Source organism: Streptococcus parasanguinis, assembly GCF_016648855.1.
Taxonomy (GTDB): Bacteria; Bacillota; Bacilli; order Lactobacillales; family Streptococcaceae; genus Streptococcus; species Streptococcus parasanguinis_L.
Map to the genome: position 1 here is coordinate 73,765 of NZ_JACLQU010000001.1, position 16,806 is coordinate 90,570.

General features: G+C 42.4%; 14 protein-coding genes. 1 reads left to right on the forward strand and 13 read right to left on the reverse strand.

Annotation, left to right across the window (positions count from 1 at the left end; genetic code table 11):
* Positions 1 to 26: 26 nt before the first annotated feature.
* The 12 genes from ftsY to yycF all read right to left on the reverse strand — a co-directional run bounded on the left by ftsY (position 27) and on the right by yycF (position 13,030).
* Positions 27 to 1,685: a signal recognition particle-docking protein FtsY gene (ftsY, locus tag H7T92_RS00345; RefSeq protein ID WP_201036693.1), complete on the reverse strand. Its 1,659-nt coding sequence runs from the start codon at positions 1,683 to 1,685 to the stop codon at positions 27 to 29.
* Positions 1,686 to 2,507: a Cof-type HAD-IIB family hydrolase gene (locus H7T92_RS00350; RefSeq protein ID WP_024054729.1), complete on the reverse strand. Its 822-nt coding sequence runs from the start codon at positions 2,505 to 2,507 to the stop codon at positions 1,686 to 1,688.
* Entirely contained in the window at positions 2,504 to 3,310 is an 807-nt protein-coding gene (locus tag H7T92_RS00355) for a Cof-type HAD-IIB family hydrolase (protein ID WP_049497382.1), read from the reverse strand. Before H7T92_RS00355 ends, H7T92_RS00350 begins: the two co-directional genes overlap by 4 nt.
* Positions 3,300 to 6,836 carry a chromosome segregation protein SMC gene (gene smc / locus H7T92_RS00360; protein ID WP_201036694.1) on the reverse strand — a complete coding sequence of 1,179 codons (3,537 nt, stop codon included), beginning with the start codon at positions 6,834 to 6,836 and terminating at the stop codon, positions 3,300 to 3,302. Before smc ends, H7T92_RS00355 begins: the two co-directional genes overlap by 11 nt.
* Positions 6,827 to 7,528: a ribonuclease III gene (gene rnc / locus H7T92_RS00365; RefSeq protein WP_070506695.1), complete on the reverse strand. Its 702-nt coding sequence runs from the start codon at positions 7,526 to 7,528 to the stop codon at positions 6,827 to 6,829. The genes smc and rnc overlap by 10 nt, the downstream gene beginning before the upstream one ends.
* A gap of 99 nt (positions 7,529 to 7,627) precedes the next feature.
* Positions 7,628 to 8,014 (reverse strand): YbaN family protein, encoded by a 387-nt coding sequence (locus H7T92_RS00370; RefSeq protein WP_201036695.1) that lies wholly within the window; start codon positions 8,012 to 8,014, stop codon positions 7,628 to 7,630.
* Between the two features lie 33 nt (positions 8,015 to 8,047).
* Complete coding sequence (locus tag H7T92_RS00375) at positions 8,048 to 8,593, reverse strand: putative periplasmic lipoprotein (protein WP_201036696.1); 546 nt, start codon at positions 8,591 to 8,593, stop codon at positions 8,048 to 8,050.
* Between the two features lie 95 nt (positions 8,594 to 8,688).
* Positions 8,689 to 9,348, reverse strand: a complete 660-nt coding sequence (locus H7T92_RS00380) for a DUF443 family protein (protein WP_201036697.1) — start codon at positions 9,346 to 9,348, stop codon at positions 8,689 to 8,691.
* A 149-nt stretch (positions 9,349 to 9,497) separates the two neighbouring features.
* Positions 9,498 to 10,025, reverse strand: coding sequence for a hypothetical protein (locus tag H7T92_RS00385; RefSeq protein ID WP_201036698.1), 528 nt, complete (start codon positions 10,023 to 10,025; stop codon positions 9,498 to 9,500).
* Positions 10,026 to 10,166: 141 nt separating this feature from the next.
* Positions 10,167 to 10,976 (reverse strand): MBL fold metallo-hydrolase, encoded by an 810-nt coding sequence (locus tag H7T92_RS00390; RefSeq protein WP_023918725.1) that lies wholly within the window; start codon positions 10,974 to 10,976, stop codon positions 10,167 to 10,169.
* Positions 10,977 to 10,983: 7 nt separating this feature from the next.
* The gene (vicK, locus tag H7T92_RS00395; RefSeq protein WP_031573918.1) at positions 10,984 to 12,336 is read right to left on the reverse strand and encodes a cell wall metabolism sensor histidine kinase VicK; all 1,353 of its coding nucleotides are present in this window, start codon (positions 12,334 to 12,336) and stop codon (positions 10,984 to 10,986) included.
* A complete protein-coding gene (yycF, locus tag H7T92_RS00400; RefSeq protein WP_003008151.1) occupies positions 12,329 to 13,030 on the reverse strand; it encodes a response regulator YycF in 702 nt (233 codons plus the stop codon). Before yycF ends, vicK begins: the two co-directional genes overlap by 8 nt.
* Before the next feature lie 504 nt (positions 13,031 to 13,534).
* Here yycF and H7T92_RS00405 point away from each other — a divergent pair.
* Positions 13,535 to 14,584: a DUF389 domain-containing protein gene (locus H7T92_RS00405; protein ID WP_150906395.1), complete on the forward strand. Its 1,050-nt coding sequence runs from the start codon at positions 13,535 to 13,537 to the stop codon at positions 14,582 to 14,584.
* 211 nt (positions 14,585 to 14,795) lie between these two features.
* Here H7T92_RS00405 and thrS read toward each other — a convergent pair whose 3' ends face one another.
* Positions 14,796 to 16,739, reverse strand: coding sequence for a threonine--tRNA ligase (gene thrS / locus H7T92_RS00410; protein WP_201036699.1), 1,944 nt, complete (start codon positions 16,737 to 16,739; stop codon positions 14,796 to 14,798).
* Positions 16,740 to 16,806 lie beyond the last annotated feature (67 nt).

Here is a 16,806-nt window from a genome sequence, read left to right on the forward strand (position 1 = left end):
ACAATTTGTCTTTTTCTATTCGACTCTTAAATCAAGCCTTCCAAGAGGCCTCTCATGAAGTTTTCTGAATGGAATGGTCCGATGTCATCAATCTTTTCTCCGAATCCAATCAACTTCACTGGAATGTCCAACTCTTCACGGATCGCAAGGACGACCCCACCTCGAGCCGTTCCATCGATCTTGGTCAATACAATTCCTGTCACAGGCGTAATTTTTGAAAATTCTTTGGCTTGCACCAAGGCATTTTGACCAGTCGATGCATCGAGGGCCAGCAAGGTTTCATGCGGCGCATCAGGCACCACTCGCTTGATAATCCGGCCGATTTTTTCAAGCTCCGCCATGAGGTTGTCCTTGTTTTGCAGACGACCCGCCGTATCAATCATCAGAACATCGATGTTTTCAGCGATCGCACGTTCCATTCCATCAAAGACGACGCTAGCAGGATCTGATTTTTCAGGACCTGTTACAACTGGAACGTCTACACGGCGTCCCCATTCTGCCAGTTGAGCCACTGCTCCTGCACGGAAAGTATCTGCTGCAACCAACATGACTTTCTTGCCTTCTTGTTTGTAGCGGTGGGCTAACTTCCCGATAGATGTGGTTTTACCAACTCCATTGACCCCAACAAAGAGCATGACCGTAAGGCCTTCTTGAAAACGAATGGCTTCATTAAATTGGCCATCCTTTTCATACAAGTCCACCAATTTTTCGATGATCACGCGTTTGAGAGCATCTGGTTTTTTGGCATTTTCCAAACGGGCTTCATAGCGCAACTCTTCGGTTAAATTAGAGGCCACTTGAACCCCAACGTCACTCATGATCAAGAGTTCTTCCAATTCTTCAAAGAATTCTTCATCGACTGAACGGAAATTAGCAAAGAAGGCATTGAGACGTGCTCCAAATCCAGTCCGTGTCTTTTTCAAGCTACGATCGTATTTTTCCTGAATGGTTTCTTGCTGAGGCTTAACCTCGTCTGGAATTGGCTGCTCTGCCTCTTCAACAGTTCTTTCCTCAACGGTTGATGCTGCTTCTCCTTGAGGAAGTCTGGACTCAGCTTCTGCAACTTCTGAAGTTTCTTCCACTTGAGCGATCGCTTCTGATACTTCAGGTTCTGAAACCTCATCCTGAGCTTCTACTAGTTCTGGAGACTCCTCTTCTGTCGTGCTCCCTTCTACTAGCTCAGCTTCAGATGATGGAGAAGCAATCGGTGACTCTTCTTCCAGTTCTGAACCGTTAGCCCCATCTGCTTCCTCACCATCTTCAGTTTCTTCCGCTTCAATTTTCACTTCTTCAAGAGGCTCAGTCTCCGTGTCATCAGCTAGTGGTGAAACTTCTTGAGGAATTGCTTCTGTTTGAGCAGGTTCAAAGGCAACTGGAGGCTCCTCTACTGGTTCTTGATCTTCAGGAGTCTCTGAAGTCACGATTTCTTCAACAAGAGGTTCCTCTGCCGGCTCTTCTTGAGCAACGGTTGAAATAGGTTGATGAGTGGCTGCAATTCGCGCTTTGAGCTCTTGGTAATAAGCCTCCATATCAGCGATTTTTTGCTCTTCCTTGTCATTTAAGGTAGCCGCCGGCTCCTCTTTGACAGTTTCTTCAACCTCAGTACTTTCCGTCACTTCTTCCGAAGACGGAAGCACTTTTTCAGTTTCTTCTTTTTTTCCAAATAAACGATCAAATAATCCCATTTATTCACTCTCCTTTAGCACATAATTTTCAATCGCCCATGCGACAGCATCTTGGTCATTGGTCACAGGGGCCACAAGCGCTGCAACTTCCTTCACTGCTGGAATCGCATTGCCCATGGCAACCCCTAGTCCAGCCCACTGGATCATAGACAGGTCATTGGCTTCATCTCCACAGGCCATGACTTGATCTGCCTTAAGGCCCAAAATAGCTGCCAGTGCCTCTAAACCTGTCGCCTTGTGAACATTTTTAGGGCACCATTCCAGCAACATTTCCCGAGATTTAAAAATTTCATAGTCTTGAAATAAGTCCGGCTTGATCTGCTTGATCGCTGCATCTAAAAAGTCTTGATCGACTGCTGTCACACACTTGTTGTAGGAAATCGTGGATGGCAGGTCTTTAAAATCAGTTTCAATAAAGTTCAGGTAGGGATTGTAAAGGGAATAGAGAGACTTTCGATCTGCATGAATCTCATAAACCGTTCCCTCACTGATAGCATCCAGCGGAAGGCCTAGACGGGCTGTTTCATCATGAATGGTTGCGACATCTTCTGGTGCCAAGACAACTTTTGAGAGAATCTCTCCATTATTTCGCTGCACTAAGCCACCATTGAAGGTAATCGTATACTCTTCTTTGAGGCCTGCTGTTCCCAATTCTTCCAAAAGAAAATCCATGGCTTTCAGGGGCCGACCAGTGGTTAGAACCACCTTGACACCTTGGGCCTGTGCAGCAGCGAGGGCTGCTCTATTGCGAGGGGAGATCTTTTTTTCTGAATTGAGAAGGGTCCCATCTAAATCCAGCGCAATCAAGGAAATCTTACTCATACAATTTCCTCCATGTAGCGTAGGACAGAACCAGTCGCATGGTGGCCGATGACTTTTTCAGCAATCGCTAAGATTTCAGGACGTGCATTTTCTGGCGCTACAGGATGGCCCACGACTTGCATCATATGGAGGTCATTTAAGTTATCCCCGAAAGCCATCACCTGATCCATCGAGATCCCTAGTTTATCCGCTAAGGCGGTAATGGCCACTCCCTTATCGACATAATCGAGGACAATATCAATCGATTCAAAACCTGTCGTCATCGCTTTGACACCGGGGATGTTCTCAGTGACCCATTGCTCACCTTCAAGTACTAGAGCTGCATCAAAGTTGGTGGTCAATTTGAAGATTTCATCCTGAATATCTGCTAGGTTTTGCACTTTTTGAATGTTTTCATTGTAGTGCTGACTCAAGGCCAGATAGTCGGGATCTACTGTTTCTAATACATAGCTCCCTTTTTTCCCGGTCAAAAGAAGCTTATTCGGGTCTGCATAAGGTGAAGATTTCAAAGCCTCAAAAACACCCAAATAAAAGTCTTTGGACATGGTCGCTTCGTAGAGATCTTCTCCATGAAATTCTACCACACTACCATTTTCAGCAATGAAAATCATCTGGTCCTCAAATCCTTTAAAGAGAGATTTGAGAGAAAGGAGGGCACGGCCACTCGCAGCAGCAAAATAAATGCCTTTTTCTTTGCAGCTTGCTAATACCTTGCGTAAAAGGTCTTGATCGTACTGATGTTGATCATTTAGAAAGGTTCCATCCATATCCGTAGCAATCAATTTAATATCATTATTCTTCATTTTCTAAGTCTTTCAATTTTACTGAGACGATTTTAGAAACCCCAGATTCCTGCATGGTCACCCCATAGATGGAATCTGCAGCCGACATAGTTCCCTTCCGGTGCGTCACGACAATAAATTGGCTTTCCTTATCAAAGCGGTTCAGATAATCCCCAAAGCGCTTAACATTAGCCTCATCTAGGGCAGCCTCTACCTCATCCAGAATGACAAATGGAATGGTCTTGACACGAATAATCGAGAACAAGAGGGCCAAGGCAGACAAGGCCTTTTCTCCACCACTCATGAGGTTTAAGGATTGGATCTTTTTACCAGGTGGCTGCACAGAAATCTCAACACCAGCTGTCAGAAGATCTGGCTCTGTCAGAATCAAATCAGCAGAACCCCCACCAAACATTTGACGGAAAGTGACTTTAAAGGATTCACGAATGGCTTCAAAAGTTGATTTAAAACGTTCCTTGACTTCGTCATTCATGTCGTTGATGGTGGACAGAAGCATGTTTTTCGCAGCCAAGACATCCTCACGCTGGCTGGAAAGGAAATCAAAGCGCCCCTTCACCTCATCGTACTGCTCGATCGCATCCACATTGACAGGACCAAGTGCCTTAATATCTTTTTCGATGCTCTTGAGCTGATTCTCAGCTGCTGCAAGATTTTCAACAGGTTTGGCCTGCTCTTTGGCTTGTTCAAAGCTTTGCATGAATTCATCGGTAATTTGCGTTAAGAGCTTGTTCAAATGATCCGCATGCTTTTCACGTGTCGCTTCAGCCTTGGCTTGTTGACGAATCCATTCTTCGTTTTTCTTACGCGCTTGTTCCATCTGTTCTGCCACATCTTCGGCCTGGCCTTCCAAATCATCTAGCTCAAAGCGTTTCCGAATGACCCCTTGTTCCAAGTCCGTTTTCTTGGCTTGGGCCTGTGCCAATTGATTGGCTAGCTGCTCCACATCTACTGTTTGAACTTGGGCATCGCCTTGTTCAATCAGCAATTGCAACTGATGCTCTTCTACTTCCAACTGGGAGATCGTTTCTTCCAAGCGACGAGCATCTGTTTGCTCATAGCTTTGTTGGCTCTTACATTCGGTCTGTTGAAGTCGCAATTCTGCCAATTGCTCTTGCAGGTTTTGTACCTTTTGTTGCAGAACATCTTTGTCCGACTTCATGGTTTCAATGTCGCGATTCAGATTTTCTTTTTGAAGCTCAATTTCTGCCAATTGCTCAGTAAGAGACTCCAGCTCTTCTTGAAGAGACTGGGTCGCATCTGTTGCCAATTCTGACTTCAAAGCTTCTAAGAGTTCCTGAATTTCTTTCAGTTGCTCTTGGCTTTGTTGGTAGGCCAATTGGGCCCGCTGTTGCTCTAGACGCGCTTGCTCACCTTGGCTTTGAATAGAGGCCAGGTATTCTTGCGCCTGCTTGAGCAGATTGTCCTTGGTCTCTACCTCCTGCTCAGCTTCTCTCAAACGAGCATCCAGAGCTTGCATTTTCTGCTTCAAACTATCTAATTCTGGTTTGACAAAAACCGTATTTTGGGAACGATTGGCACCACCGGCATACGATCCTCCGGTCCGCAATTCGGTCCCATCCAAGGTCACCATCCGAACTTGATAATTGACTTTACGAGCCGCCTCACGCGCATGCTCCGTCGTGTCAAAGATAGCCGTTACTCCAAGCAGGTTTTGGAAAATCTGTTCAAACCGATTTTCATAGGTCACTAAGTCACTCGCAATTCCTAGAAATCCTGCACTGGCTTGAATCAATTCCAAATTCCGAGGGGATAGTTGACGAGCTTTGATCGTCGTGAGCGGAAGGAAAGTTGCCCGTCCCAAGCGATTGCGTTTCAAGAAATCGATCGCTCGCGTTGCAGCCTTTTCATCTTCGACAATGATCTGTTGGCTGCTAGCTCCCAGAGCAATTTCAAGCGCCGTCTGGTAGTCTTTTGAGAAACTCAAATTCTCACTAACAGCCCCACAGATGCCTCCTAACCGTTCTGCTTCTTGCAAAACGCTCTTGACGCCTGCATAGAAGTTACTATGGTTCTTCTGAATGGCTTCCAAGCTATTGATCCGCGCCCGCTTATTCTTGCTCTCATCCATCAAGTCAAACATGGTAGCTTGAGCCTCTTGGTAGGCAGCTTTGGCCTGCTCCACTTTTACCAGTTGCTCTTGATATTCTACTAGTAAACCCTTGACCGTCGCTTGTGCCTGATCCAACTCTTCCAATTGTCGGACTTCTTTTTCCTTGGCAGCTTCGAAGTTTGTTTGTGCCTTGGTCAAATCCTCTTGACGATGGCTAGATTCTTGCAGGAGTGCTTGGATCCGACTCTCAATGGCTGTCCGTTCATTAGATTTTTCAGCCTCCGTCTGTAAGAGTGCGACATACTGCTCGCGTAGATGCTCAATGACTTGTTCCGGATCTTCTTCGTAGTTGGCTAATTCTTTTTCCAACTCTTCTTGTTGCTGACGGTTCTCTGTCAGTCTTTGTTGAAGCACAGCTAGCGTCTCTTGTTTTTGAGCCAGCTCTTGTTTCGCTTCTTCCAGACGGGCTAAAACAGCATCCAACCGCTCAAGATTTTCCCTGCGACTATGGGCCGCTTGACTCGATTGCAACTTAGCTACTTCGATTTGCTTTTCCAAATCACTGATCAAACGAGTAACCTCAAGTAAGCTGGCCTGGTCCTCAGCTAAGCTCTCATCCAACTGATGACGGGCTTTCTTGATGCGTACATTCTCTTCTTCTAAGACCTGACGACGTTGGTAATAAGAAGCCAACTGTTCTTGAATGGCCTTTTCTTCTTGATCAGCCTTTTCGTAGAGCTCTTTTGTCAGATCGACTTGAGCAACTAAAACATCCAGCAAGAGAACCTGCCGTTCTTGGTCTAATTCCAAGAAACGGCGAGCAACCGTCGCTTGCTTTTCAAGAGGTTGGATCTGTCCTTCTAATTCATAAAGGATGTCCTCCAAACGGTCCAAATTCTCCTGGGTTTGGTTGAGTTTGGTCTCAGTTTCCTTACGCCGCGTCTTAAATTTCAAGACACCAGCAGCTTCTTCAAAGATGGCCCGGCGTTCTTCCGGTTTGGAGTTAAAGATCTCCTCTACCCGTCCTTGGGAGATAATGGAGAAGGAATCACGTCCCAATCCCGTATCCATGAACAGATCATGCACATCTCTGAGACGTACTTTCTTGCCGTCGATCTTGTACTCGCTGTCTCCTGAACGATAAATATGCCGTTCGACACGAATTTCTTTCCCCGCTTGTTGGATAAAACCATCCTGGTTATCTAAGACAACTGTGACACAAGCATAATTCAGCGGTTTTCGCGATTCTGTCCCTGCAAAGATAACATCGGGCATCTTGCCCCCACGTAAACTCTTGACACTAGATTCCCCCAGGGCCCAGCGCAAGCTCTCCGTGATATTTGATTTTCCAGATCCATTAGGCCCTACAACGGCAGTGACCCCTTTGTCAAATACGACTTTTGTCTTATCCGCAAAGGATTTAAAGCCTTGGATTTCAATCTCTTTTAGATACATGGCCCATCATTCCTCGTTTCAACTGCATTGCGGGCTGCTTCCTGCTCCGCTAACTTCTTGGAACGACCATGACCATGTCCCATCGTTTGACCGTTCACGAACACTTCTACTTCAAACTCTTTGGCATGAGCTGGACCGGACTCGCTAACCACTTGGTATTGGATCTCCACATCTCCGTGAACCTGCAACAGTTCTTGCAGACGGGTCTTGTAGTCAATGACTTGGGAAAATTGACCCGTTTCAACCTTAGGAATCATGACCTGATAAATGAAGCGTTTGACCGCTTCCACTCCTTGATCCAGTAAAAGAGCACCTAAAAAGGCTTCAAATAAATCGCCAAGGATCGTATCACGGTCCCGGCCACCAGATTTTTCTTCGCCCTTGCCCAGTTTGATGAAATGGTCAAATTGGCAATCCCGAGAAAAACCAGCCAAACTCTCTTCACGGACAATCATAGAACGGAATTTGGACAAATCTCCCTCCGGTCTGTTTGGGTGTTCCTTATACAAATATTCGGAAATAACTAATTGAAGAACAGCGTCTCCTAAAAATTCCAAACGTTCGTTATGTGAAATTTTTAAGAGGCGGTGCTCATTGGCATAAGAGGTGTGCGTAAAAGCTGTATCTAATAAACTGCTATCTGAAAAAACGATCTGAAACCGTTCCGATAACAGGGCTTGTAATTTCTCCATGGGAAGCCTACTTTCTAATAAATTCATACTCTTAAGTATACCAAAAAAGAAGCACGAACGCACTTCTTTTCCTAGTTCTAGGGCCTGAATTCTCCAATTTTAATCAGGATCTTCTTCTGTTTGATTTTCGGACTTATTGGGAATCACTTTTAAGAGATAATAGGTGATAAAAATCGTCAAAGCACCTAGAGCAAGCTTCACCCAAATAATCGGTGCCAGATAGATCGAAATCCCCATCAGAATGTAGATCTGAAGAAGGATCCATTTCTTCCGTTCTTTGGCAATCGATTTGGTCTCTCGGTAATCCGCTACATAGGTTTGATAAAGCTTGGTTTGGTAGAGCCAGGTTTCAAAGCGTTTGGAACTTTTAGCAAAGCAGGCCATCGATAGCAGTAAAAAGGGAGTCGTCGGTAAAATCGGCAAAGGAATCCCAATAATTCCTAATCCCAAAGAAACAAAACCAACCGTAAGATAAACAAGGCGCATTTACTTCTCCTTTATATGATTCATTTTTTGATATCAGTCTGCAAGTATCATATCGGATAGTTGAAGCTTCATCTTAGATGGGTCTGACATTCCATCTACAATTCCCAATTGTTCCTCATTCAGTGGCAACAATATCAAAGTTGCTGAATGAGATGGTAATTCGCCGCTATCCTTGATGGAATAACTTACCTTTTGATTATCAAAAATAGTCTTTCCATCATAAGACCAAGAAATTGAAAAATTCAAATCTTTCTTGATATCCACATCTGTCTTATTGACCAACATGAGCGCTGCTCTTCCTTCAGATACAGCCCCAGTAAAGTAGACTACCATATGACCTTCACTACCAACTTCAGGATGTTCCTTGAGCAATTTTTTTCCTAACTCAATTAGCTCAGATGTTTTACCTTCATACTGAGGTGCTACTACAAATTTCAAACCTTTTTCTTCTTTAGAAGACTCTGATACTTTTGTTTCCTTCGTCGTTTGATTGGAAGTCGACTCTTTCGTATCCTGCTTAGACTGACTACAAGCTGTTAAAGCAACCAAACCAGCCAGTAATAACATCATTTTTTTCATTTCTATTTCTCCTTTTCTGTGATTGAGCATGATCTAACTACCATTCAGATTGGTTTCATGTTGTTCAAACCATATTTTATATATGCACTTCAATATTATTTCATTTTAGCTTTGAAAGTTGACTCAGCTGAGAAATAGATTGTATTTCCAGACAATAAAAAAATGAGTGCAAAAACAAATAAACCTAAATGAACTACAAAGTTCGGAGCAAAATTAGTTATTACCGCATAACAAACCACACAAACAATGATAAGAGAAATCGTTGGCATTAGAAGCGATAAAAAAATAAATTTTAATGTTGTTGGGACACAATATACTTTGATAAGATGATCATTATTCTCTAGCATGGACACAATTTTTCTTCTGCTCATCCACACGCGAATTCCCATCACAATACCAAAAACGAATAACGTCAATCCAATATTGAGTAAATGAGAGTTGAAGTACAGATAATCTTCAATCGGAAACGCTCTCGATAAAAGCAATGCCACAAACGCAGCTCCTGAAGCTGAAATTCCTTTGTTATGTGTTAAACCATTCCTTTGCTTGTCGTTTCTAGATGTTGTTAATGTGTTAAATTCATCCTCAGTTAACCGAATAGCCCAATGGGATGTAAAATACAAAAACCACGGGAAAAAGTATGAGATTATAAAAGGACGATCCACGTCTACTAAATAATGCTCATTATCTACATTTAGAATGCGATAACGAAAATTTTTTTTTGCTAAATGTTCTATGTTTGCTTTTTTAAGCATAAACACCCTTTCTTTTCATATCAATTCATCAAGGAGATTTTTAAATGATGAACCACCCAAAATTTCTTGGCCCATATTATCTACCATTAAATCGCTTAGCAAAGATGCAATGCTCTCATTCTATTGCAATAAAACATATTTCGATGTAATTATTGTCCGGATGATCCCATTTGACGCTTCAATATTTTAAGAATCTTTTTGGTCTTAATTTCCTGATGAAAATGCATCACACAAGCAAAAGCAAGAAGGTAGATCATCAGACATAAAAAATCAGTTTCTCTAATATAAGTAACCAAGAAAAAAATCCCTAAAAAAGCAAAAAGAATCTTCATAATAAAAATTGCAAGCACCTTTGCTCTAAGTGTTTTGCGCTCTTTTTCCTTCAAAACAACTGTTTTCCAACCCGTTCTCTGATCTTTTTTTCTCGACTTCGCTATCATCAGCATTCCGAAAACTATCAGAGTTCCAATCATTGCAATACTGATATTAATCGTATATGATAAGGTCCCAAAGGCTGAATTTAAAACACTTGCAATTCCTTTTAAAAGAAAGACTGTAAGTGGAGCAGCAACCATTATCCAATTGGAAGTATTTTTTTGATCATTATATTGAAATACTTCGTTTTCTTCATCAAAATAAATCCATTTCGAATCCAAATAACCGATATATGTTTTCACAATTAACATTTCTCCGTCAATTTATTCTCGAGATAAAGTACTCCTATCATACACGAATTTTGGGTAAAGAGCAAATTCATTACTAGATGTAGATTTCCTCAAATAGGCAAATAAAAAACCACCCTCAGGTGGTTTTCCATCTTATATCTTCGTCAAAGGGGTCGCGGTATCTGGCGAGGTATCTAGCACCTCAAAATCATGGCCAACAGCTAGATCTGCTCGAGCCAGTTGATTCTCCATGGTCATATGGGCCAATTCTTTGATATTGTTCTCTTTTGACAAATGTCCCAAATAAATCTTCTTGGTACGATTTCCCAAGGTTCGGATCATGGCATCTGCACCGTCTTCGTTAGAAAGGTGGCCTAGGTCTGACAAGATCCGCTGCTTCAAGCGCCAAGCATACGAACCTGCTCGAAGGATCTCTACATCATGGTTGGACTCAATCAGATAGCCATCCGCATCCGCGACGATACCTGCCAAGCGATCACTCACATAGCCCGTATCCGTTAGCATGACGAAGCTCTTGCCATCCTTCATAAAGCGATAGAATTGAGGGGCAGCAGCATCGTGACTGACCCCAAAACTTTCGATATCAATATCGCCAAATGTCTTGGTCTTCCCCATTTCAAAAATGTGCTTTTGAGCATCATCGACCTTTCCTAGATACTTGGTGCCTTCCATAGCCTTCCAAGTTGCTTCATTAGCATATAGATCCATGCCATATTTCCGCGCTAAAACACCCACACCATGGATATGGTCTGAGTGTTCGTGCGTAATCAAAATGGCATCTAAGTCTTCTGGTTTGCGATCAATTTCAGCCAATAGTCCCGTAATCTTTTTCCCAGATAACCCTGCATCAATAAGCAGTTTTTTCTTTGGCGTCTCAAGGTAGAAAGAATTCCCACTAGAACCTGAAGCTAAAATACTGTACTTAAATCCCTCTTCTGTCATTGACTCCTTATTCTTCCTCTTCTGTATCCCAGTCGTCTTTAATAGCGTCTTTGTCGTACGGCAAGACAATGGTAAAGGTAGATCCCTTGCCATATTCACTCTTGGCCCAAATAAAGCCTTTGTGTTGCTTAACGATCTCCTTAGCAATGGCTAAGCCCAGACCAGTCCCACCTTGGGCCCGGCTTCGTGCCTTATCCACTCGGTAAAAGCGATCAAAAATACGTGGCAAGTCTTTCTTTGGAATCCCCAAGCCCTCATCTGAGATAGAGATAATCAACTGAGCATCTGTCGTTTTCATCCCTACCTTGATCTTTCCACCATCAGGTGAGTACTTGATGGCATTGTTCAAGATATTGTCTATCACCTGGGTCATTTTATCCGTATCAATTTCAACCCAAATTGGAGTGATCGGGTATTCACGAATCAGTTCATACTTCTTGGTATCTTCTTGCGATTGACTCTTGATCTTATCAAAGCGGTTCAAAATAAAGGTGATAAAGGCCGTAAAGTTGGTCAACTCGATGTCCAACTGACTAGTTTCATTGTCGATTCGTGACAAGCTCAATAGATCTGTGACCATGCGCATCATGCGGTTGGTTTCATTGAGTGAAACCTTGACAAAATCTGGTGCTACTGGCTCTGACAAAGCACCATCGTCAAGGGCTTCCAGATAGGATTTCACACTGGTCAAAGGAGTCCGTAATTCATGACTCACATTGGAGACAAAGAGGCGACGCTCCCGCTCTTCCTTGTCCTGCTCTGTCGTATCGTGCAAAACAGCTACCAGACCAGAGATAAAACCTGACTCGCGACGAATCAAAGCAAAGCGCACACGAAGACTTAAGTATTCCCCATTTTCATCTTGGGAATCAATGGTCAACTCTGGTACTTCTGTAATCAAGCTTCGTAGATCATAGTCATCTCCAAGTGAAAGCAAATCTAGAATACTGGTATTGAGCACCTCATCTGGATTAACATTCAATTGCTTGGCTGCCATTTCATTGACCATGATGATCTGACCGCGTCTGTTGGTCGCAAGCACCCCATCTGTCATATAAGAAAGGATACTGGTCAAACGCTTGGTTTCTTGTTCCAAGTTTTCATGCGTCAGGCGAATAACCTCCGACAGATCATTGATACTATTGGTCATATCCGTCAGTTCTGGACTTCCTTGCATGTCGACCACTTCGGAATAGTCCCCTGCAATCAGATCCTTAATTTTGGCGTTTAATTGTCTGAGCTTGATATTGTCCCTACGGTTTTCTAGCAAAAGCAAGGCTACCACAATGATAAACCCAACCGTAATCAGAACAAAGACAAAGTTCGACGACATTACAAATTGTTTTAGTTGATCAATCATTGTTTCTCATATAATATCCGACACCACGGCGGGTCAAGATATATTCTGGACGTCCCGGTGTGTCCTCGATTTTTTCACGCAAACGACGAACTGTCACGTCCACTGTCCGAACATCACCAAAGTAATCATAGCCCCACACCGTCTCAAGAAGGTGTTCACGGGTCATCACTTGACCGACATGGGTCGCAAGGTGATAGAGCAATTCAAATTCGCGATGGGTCAAGTCCAATTCTTTGTTGCCTTTTTGAACCAAGAAAGCATCTGGAAGAATGTGAAGATCACCAATGACAATTTCCGTATCGGCCTCATTTTCAAGTTGAGGATCAGCCGCAAACTCCGAACGACGCAACAAGGCTTTCACACGCGCTTGCAATTCCCGATTCGAGAAGGGTTTGGTTACATAGTCATCCGCCCCGATTTCAAGCCCAATGACCTTATCAAATTCCGTATCCTTAGCAGATAGGACAATGATCGGCACATTGCTAGTCTTACGAATCGTCCGCGCCACTTCCAAGCCATCAATCTCTGGCAACATCAAATCTAGAATAATGATATCCGGATTTTCAGCCGCAAAGACCTCTAAAGCTTCCCGACCATCAAAGGCTGTCAATACCTCATAGCCTTCTTTTGCCATGTTAAATTTGATAATATCTGAAATTGGTTTTTCATCATCAACTACTAATATTTTTTTCATCTTACATACCCGTTTCTAATGCTACTTTTCCTTATCAATCTCTATCTTCTTATTATATCAAACTTATGAAGAAATGTGGAGTCTCAATTGCTGGACTTTCCAATAAGACAAAGCAAAAAGGCTGAGATCATGAAATCTCAATCTTTTCTTTGTTCATTATTTCTCAACACGTGATTTGTTGGAGATATCAGCTAGGATTGCTACTACAAACTCATCATGTTTAAACATTAAAACGGTATCTATTTTCAGAGGAGATATCGTTTTTCTTCTTATTCGGATAAGGATACAAAAATTACTTCCTTTCTCTATCTTTTAAATCAATTGATTTCTTCAGAGAAAGACTGTAAAATTTTTGATATAATGTCAAGGATGGACTGATGGATAGTTAAAAGATAATGTTCAAAAGAATCATAGGTAAGAATTAAAAACATGTCAGTTTGGACAGAAGGCTCTCTACCATCATCCATGCAGAAACAAGATTATATGAAATAAAAGGAGTAACCAATGTCCGGAAACTATTCAACACGTGAATTCCGCGAGAAACTATATGATGACCTTCATGTTCGATTAAGAGATACAATGATTTTGATGTGTTCGATTTTTATTGCCTCTATAGGTCTAAATATGAATTCAACAGCTGTCATTATTGGAGCCATGCTGATTTCCCCTCTTATGACACCGATTATTGGACTGGGGTTTGGTTTAGCTATTTTTGATACGCGTTTAATCAAGCAATCTCTACAGGTTTTATTTACTCAAGTATTGGTCAGTTTGCTTGTCTCGACTCTATATTTCTGGATTTCTCCCTTATCTTATGCAAGTAGCGAATTGATTGCACGAACCTCTCCAACCATTTGGGATGTTCTCATTGCTATTGCGGGTGGGATAGCAGGTGTCATTGGTTCAAGAAAAAAAGAAGCAAACAATATCGTACCAGGAGTAGCCATTGCAACAGCTCTGATGCCACCTATCTGCACTGCAGGTTATGGTTTAGCTAATGGAAATGTACGATTTTTATTTGGGGCTCTCTATCTTTTCTTGATCAACTGTGTCTTTATCATGCTAATCAATATTGTTGGAACAAGAATTATGATGAGACAATCTCCCTTAAGTTCATTTAAAGAGCTAAACATGAAAATGAGAATTGGGTTGATCTCCTTGATTGTATTATTGGTTCTTCCAGCCAGCTATTCGGCAGTCACTCTGACGATGGATCAAGCACGAAAAGAAGGGATCAAACAGTTTGTAGGAAAAGAGTTCGCCAATCATACGATCATTAATCAAGTCTACAAGTCAAGCAGCAATGAATTGGTCTTGACAGTTGTTGGAGATCCGATTTCAGAAGAAGAATTAGAAACCATTCGCCAAAAACAAGACTCTTACGGTATTCAATCTGTTCAATTGAAAGTCAATCAAGTCCATAATTCGACAAAATTAGATAGTGAGACGACCAAGGAATTTTACGAAAACATTGACAAGTATATCGATCAAAAACTCTCTGAAAAAGATTCACAAAACGATCTCGTAAAAGAAAATGAAGCAGACAAGGACTGAGGATAGTCAACTTATCTAACTCATGGAAGCAAATCTTGGGAGGATATCCTATATCCAAAAGTTAATGGATAGAAAGGATTGTTGATGAAGATACTATTTGTGGTGGTTTGACCGATCACTACTAGCTCAGGTTAAACAAAATAGAAAAAGCAACAACTGAAATAGTTGTTGCTTTTTCTTACTAAAAAATATTTATCAGACTGTGATCGTTTTATTTCTCAACACGAGATTTATTTGCAATATCTGCAAGAATCAATTCTACAAATGCATCCACTGACATGGTTTCTGTTTCTTTTTGACCATAACGACGTACGTTTACAGCCTTGTCTTCCATTTCCTTGTCACCAACAATCAATTGGTAAGGAATTTTTTGAGTTTGTGAAGCACGGATCTTGAACTGCATTTTTTCATTGCGTTCATCCACATCTGCACGAACACCACGGTCACGAAGTTTCTTAGCTACTTCCCAAGCATAGTCCACGTGTTTTTCGTTCGATACTGGGATAAGGGTTACTTGGTGAGGAGCAAGCCAGGTTGGGAAAGCTCCCTTGTAGTTTTCAATCAAGATCGCAGTAAAGCGTTCCATCGTTGAGATAACCCCACGGTGGATCATGACTGGACGGTGTTCTTCCCCATCTGCTCCGATGTAATGAAGATCAAAGCGTTCTGGAAGCAAGAAGTCCAATTGGATAGTTGAAAGAGTTTCTTCTTTACCAAGAGCTGTTTTCACTTGGATATCCAATTTTGGTCCGTAGAAGGCTGCTTCACCTTCAGCTTCATAGTACTCAACACCCATATCATCAACAGCGGCTTTCAACATGCGTTGAGCATTTTCCCACATCTCATCGTTGTCAAAGTATTTGTGTTTATCTTCAGGATCACGGTAAGACAAGCGGAAACGGTAATCCGTCAAGTTAAAGTCTTCATACACATCGATGATCAATTGAAGGATCTTCTTGAATTCTTCCTCGATTTGTTCTGGAGCCACAAAGGTATGACCATCATTCAGAGACATTTCACGCACACGTTGCAAACCAGTCAGAGCACCAGATTTTTCATAACGGTGCATCATCCCAATTTCAGCGATACGGATTGGCAATTCACGGTAAGAATGCACATGGTGTTTGTAGACTTCAATGTGGTGAGGGCAGTTCATTGGACGAAGAACAAACTCTTCTCCATCCCCCATATCCATTGGTGGGAACATGTCTTCACGGTAGTGATCCCAGTGACCTGAAGTTTTATACAGTTCTACAGAAGCAATTGGTGGAGTGTAGACGTGTTGGTAGCCTGCTGCTACTTCTTTATCAACGATATAGCGTTCCAACTCACGACGGATGGTCGCACCATTTGGCAACCAGAATGGAAGACCTTGACCAACTTCTTGAGAAATCATGAAGAGGTCAAGCTCTTTACCAAGTTTACGGTGGTCACGTTCCTTAGCTTCTTCACGCATTTGAAGGTAGTTCTTCAAGTCTTTCTTGTCAAACCATGCTGTACCGTAGATACGTTGCATCATCGCATTGTCACTATTCCCGCGCCAGTAAGCACCAGCAACGTTCAGAAGGTGGAAGATTTGGATGCGACCAGTTGATGGGACGTGTGGTCCACGGCAAAGGTCAACGTATTCACCTTGACGGTAGATGGTCAACCCACCTTCGTCTTCTGAATGTTCTTCGATCAATTCTAATTTGTACGGATCATTTTTGAAGATTTCACGCGCTTGGTCTTTGGTCACTTCTTCACGAACAGATGGGAAGTTTTCTTTCACGATTTTCTTCATTTCTTCTTCGATACGAGGAAGGTCTTCGTTAGAGATTTGACCAGCTTGGTTGTCTGTATCGTAGTAGAAACCATCTTCAATCGCTGGACCAACACCCAAGTGGATATCTGGGAAGAGGCGACGAGCTGCTTGGGCAAACAAGTGTGCCGCTGAGTGACGCAAGATTGGAAGAGCATCTTCGTGATCAGGTGTCACGATTTCAATGCTTCCATCTTCAGTGATGGCACGAGTAGTGTCGATGAGTTTGCCGTTGAATTTACCAGCAAGGGCTTTTTTAGCCAAAGAATTGCTGATAGATTGGGCAATTTCAAAAGTTGTAACGCCAGATTCGAATTCACGAACAGCGCCATCTGGGAAAGTAATCTTAATCATGATTTTCTCCTTATAAAGTTTTTAGTAGCTAAATGGTTGGGAGGTGTCTTTGAACATTGGAATCGTC